Source organism: Agromyces sp. P2_B3, assembly GCF_056404815.1.
Genome location: NZ_JBFUDH010000038.1, coordinates 1 through 4,643, shown reverse-complemented (window position 1 = coordinate 4,643; position 4,643 = coordinate 1). Strand labels below are relative to the sequence as shown.

Annotated in this window: 2 protein-coding genes; one reads left to right on the top strand and one right to left on the bottom strand. The window is 69.3% G+C overall.

Annotated elements, in window-relative coordinates:
- Positions 1-3,059, bottom strand: a 3,059-nt coding sequence (gene hrpA / locus AC1DZA_RS20000; RefSeq protein WP_476774080.1) for an ATP-dependent RNA helicase HrpA, incomplete at its 3' end; no start/stop codon positions are given.
- Between the two features lie 118 nt (positions 3,060-3,177).
- On the opposite strand from hrpA, the gene AC1DZA_RS19995 reads away from it, so the two are divergent.
- Positions 3,178-4,014 carry an aldo/keto reductase gene (locus AC1DZA_RS19995; RefSeq protein ID WP_476774079.1) on the top strand — a complete coding sequence of 279 codons (837 nt, stop codon included), beginning with the start codon at positions 3,178-3,180 and terminating at the stop codon, positions 4,012-4,014.
- The last annotated feature ends 629 nt before the right edge of the window (positions 4,015-4,643 follow it).

The window sequence follows — 4,643 nt, the reverse complement described above, 5'->3', positions numbered from 1 at the left end:
CCCGCGGTCCCCGCCCTCCCGCGCCCCGCCGCGCCGCCGGGCGCCGCGGCCACCGCCTTCGCCACCGCGTCGCGGGTGCGGTCGGCGAGGCGCGCCTGCAGCTCACCGAGATCCTTCGAGGTGCCGGCGACCCGACCTCGCTCATCGACGGCCCGGAACGTCACGCGCAGGTGCGGCGGCACCCGGTCGAGGTCGAAGTCCGACGGATCGACCGGGGCGAACGTGAGCCGGCGGATGGCGTGCGCGATGACGGCGGGGAACGGTTCGCGTTCTGCGCCGGCCTCTGGGCCGTCGGGCAGCTCGGCGGCGATCTTCGCGGCCCACTCGGCTGCGGGCACGACCTGTCGGCGCAGCACCTTGGGCAGGGTGCGGAGCATGGCGGTGATGAGCTCGTCGCGGAGGCCCGGCACCTGCCAGTCGAAGCCCATGGCCTCGACGCGGGGGAGCAGCACGAGCGGCACCACGACCGTCACGCCGTCGTCGTCGGCGCCGGGCTCGAAGCGGTAGGCGAGCGAGTACGTCTGGTCGTCCTGTCGCCAGCGGTCGGGGAACCCGTCGCCGCGGTCGGCGTCCGCCTCCTCGCCGAGCAGGTCGGCGCGCGTCATCGTGAGCAGGTCGGGGCGACGCCGGTGCTCGCCGCGCCACCAGCGTTCGAAGGCGCGCGTGTCCGCGACCTCCGCCGGCACCCTCGCCTCGTAGAACGCCACGACCGCTTCGTCGCCGGCGAGGATGTCGCGCCGCCGAGTGCGCTCCTCGACCTCGCCGAGCTCGCGACGCAGGCCGCGATTCGCGCGGACGAACGAGAACAGCCGGCGATCGAGGCGGCTCGTGTCCCAGTCCTCCTCCACGAGGGCGTGCCGGATGAAGAACTCGCGCGCGAGCACGGGGTCGACGCGCGAGAGCTGGATGCGCCGTTTCGCCACGATCGGCACGCCGAACAGCGTGACCTTCTCGTCGGCCACGGCTGAGCCCTGTCGGCGCTCCCAGCGAGGCTCGCTGAACGACCGCTTCGCGAGCGGGCCGGCCAACTGCTCGGCCCAGGCCGGGTCGATCGCGGCGTTCGTGCGTGCGAACAGGCGGCTCGTCTCGACGAGCTCCGCGCTCATGAGCGCCGCCGGCGGCTTCTTGGCGAGCGCCGAGCCCGGGAAGATCACGAACCGGGTGCTGCGCGCGCCGACGAACTCGGCCTGCTGCCGACGGCCCTTGCGCTCCGACTCACGAGTCGCGCCCGCGCCACCTCGTCCCGTCGACGTCTTCGCGTCGTCGCGGAGCCCGATCTGCGAGAGCAGGCCGGCGAGGAGTGCCCGATGGATTCCGTCGCCGTTCGGCTCGCCGGCGCGTTCGGCCACATGCAGGCCCAACGGCTTCGCGAGTCGCACGAGCTGGCGGTACAGGTCCTGCCACTCGCGCACGCGCAGGTAGTTCAGGAACTCGGCCTTGCACATGCGCCGGAACGCGCTGCCGGAGAGTTCGCGCTGTTGTTCCTCGAGGTGGTTCCAGAGGTTCAGCAGGGTGAGGAAATCGCTGGTCGGGTCGACGAACCGCGCGTGGAACCCGTCGGCCTGCTCGCGCTTCTCCAGGGGCCGCTCGCGCGGGTCCTGGATGGTGAGGCCGGCCACGATCGCGAGCACCTCGCGCGACACGCCCTGCGCCTTCGACTCGAGCACCATGCGCGCGAAGCGCGGCTCGATCGGCAGGCGCGACAGCTGGCGGCCGATGCGCGTGAGCTGCGGCCCGTCGCCCACGGCGCCGTCGTCGATCGCGCCCAGCTCGCGGAGCAGGTCGAGGCCGTCACGGATGCCACGGCTGTCGGGCGGGGTGAGGAAGGGGAACTCCTCGATCTGCCCGAGCCCCAGCGAGGCCATCTGCAGGATGACCGCGGCGAGGTTGGTGCGGAGGATCTCGGGATCGGTGTACTCCGGCCGCCGCTCGTAGTCCTCTTCCGAGTAGAGGCGAATCGCGATGCCGTCGCTCGTGCGGCCGGATCGACCCGAGCGCTGGTTCGCCGATGCCTGCGAGATCGCCTCGATCGGCAGGCGCTGCACCTTCGACCGCACGGAGTACCGGCTGATGCGCGCCGTGCCGGCATCGACCACGTACCGGATGCCGGGCACCGTCAGGCTCGTCTCGGCCACGTTCGTGGCGAGCACCACCCGTCGCCTCAGCCCAGCGACCTTCGACGGCTCGAACACCCTGTGCTGGTCGGCCGAGGAGAGCCGGCCGTAGAGGGGGAGCACCTCGGTCTCGCCGACGCCGCCGCGCCGGACCGCATGCGCGCGCACGGCCGCCTCGGCGTCGCGGATCTCGCTCTCGCCCGAGAGGAACACGAGCACGTCGCCGGATGACTCGCGCTCGAGCTCGTCGAGGGCCTCGAGGATGCCCCGCTGCACGTCCTTGTCCTCGGCGGCGGCGCCCTCGTCGTCGGCGTCCTCGCCGGCGGGTCCGGCGCCCGATTCGGCGACGAGCGGCCGGTAGCGCACCTCCACGGGGTACGTGCGGCCGGAGACCTCGATGACGGGCGCCGGCTCGCCCGCGGCATCCGCGAAGTGCGTGGCGAAGCTCTCGGGGTCGATCGTCGCGCTCGTCACGATGACCTTGAGGTCGGGGCGGCGGGGGAGCAGGCGCTTGAGGTAGCCGAGCAGGAAGTCGATGTTCAGGCTGCGCTCGTGCGCCTCATCGATGATGATCGTGTCGTACCGGCGCAGCTCGCGGTCGCGGTGGATCTCGTTGAGGAGGATCCCGTCGGTCATCACCTTGACGCGGGTCGACTCGCTCACCTTGTCGGTGAAGCGCACCTGGTATCCGACCAGGCTCCCGAGCTCGACCTGCAGCTCCTCCGAGATCCGCTCGGCGATGGTGCGCGCGGCGATGCGCCGCGGCTGCGTGTGCGCGATCGACTCGCGGCCGAGCTCGAGGCAGATCTTCGGCAGCTGCGTCGTCTTGCCCGAGCCCGTGGCTCCGGCGACGATCACCACCTGGTGGTCGCGGAGCGCGCGCGCGATCTCCTCACGCTGCCTGGAGACGGGCAGCTCGGCGGGGTAGGTGATCGCGGGAAGCACAGCCCTCCATCGTAAGCCGTGCGGGAACGAGTGGGCGGCGCATCTCGGGATGTGACCGATCGGGCGTCGGCGGGCAACCCCTGTCGGATGCCCCGTCCCGCGTGGTGGGATGAGGGGCATGACCCAACCGATCGTCCCGCGCATCCAGCTCAACGACGGCAACTCCGTGCCGCAACTCGGCTTCGGCGTCTTCAAGGTCGACCCGAGACAGGCCGAGGGCATCGTCAGCGAGGCGCTCGAGATCGGGTATCGCCACATCGACACCGCCCGCATCTACGGCAACGAGGAGGGGGTGGGCCGCGCCATCGCGGCGTCGGGCATCCCACGTGAGCAGCTGTACGTGACGACGAAGCTGTGGAACGACGACCAGGGCACGCAGTCGGTGTTCGACGCGTTCGACCGGAGCCTCGAGCGGCTGGGCCTCGAGTACGTCGATCTCTACCTGATCCACTGGCCGACGCCGGCCCAGGACCGCTACGTCGAGACCTGGCGGGCCTTCGAGCAGCTGCGGGCGTCGGGTCGCACCCGGTCGATCGGCGTCTCGAACTTCCTCGTTCCGCATCTCGAGCGGCTGCTGGCAGAGACCGACACCGTGCCGGCCGTCGACCAGATCGAGCTGCACCCCGCCCATCAGCAGCCCGAGACAACCGCCTTCGCGGAGGAGCACGGCATCGCGATCGAGGCGTGGGGCCCGCTCGGCCAGGGCAAGTACCCTCTGCTCGAGCTTCCAGAGGTGACGGATGCCGCGTCCGCCCACGGCGTGACACCGGCGCAGGTCGTCATCCGCTGGCACCTGCAGCGCGGCCACATCGTGTTCCCCAAGTCGAATCGCCGGGAGCGCATGGCGGAGAACTTCGACGTCTTCGGGTTCGAGCTCGATGCAGCCGAGATGGAGGCGATCACCGCGCTGGAGCGCGAGGGACGCGTCAGTGCGCACCCCGACGAGGTGAACTGAGGTGGAATCCGGCCCCGACCGGGAGGTCCTGGCCTGCGCCAGCGCGTCGAGCCGCTGCGACACGCCCGGGATGCGAGCCCGATTTGGCACGACCCCGGGATCCGCGTAAATTCTTACTCATCGCCACGGCGGAGCGGAAAGCGACTGGGTCACTGACACAGAGCGAACCGGCCGAGTGAGCGAGATTCTTAGCCAAATAGCCTCGAAGTCGCATTGCGACTCGGTGATTTCAAGCCTAAGATGAAAACCCACCTCGTAAGAACCCAACGTTCGCGTTGTGCCTCACGCCGTTTCATCGGCCGCGGGCCTTGTGGCCCGGTTCCTTTCAGGGGTGGTACGATAGATAGGTTGCCCTGAGGGCAGGCCGCGAGGCTGAAACTCGGGTGCGTCCGTTTCTTGAGAACTCAACAGCGTGCACTATGTTCAATGCCAATTTATTGAACCCCAGCCTTACTCCTTTTGGGGTGGGTATGGATTCCTTTGATTGATGGACAATTTGATTTTTATAGTCAGTTGTTTCTCTGTCAGTGATTGAAGCTCTCAATGCCTCTTCGGGGGTGTTGGAACCAGTTTTTTTGGAGAGTTTGATCCTGGCTCAGGACGAACGCTGGCGGCGTGCTTAACACATG

Excerpts from the sequence above, each read along its gene's own strand:
- AC1DZA_RS19995 (WP_476774079.1), top strand. The coding sequence starts at position 3,178 with ATGACCCAACCGATCGTCCCGCGCATCCAGCTCAACGACGGCAACTCC.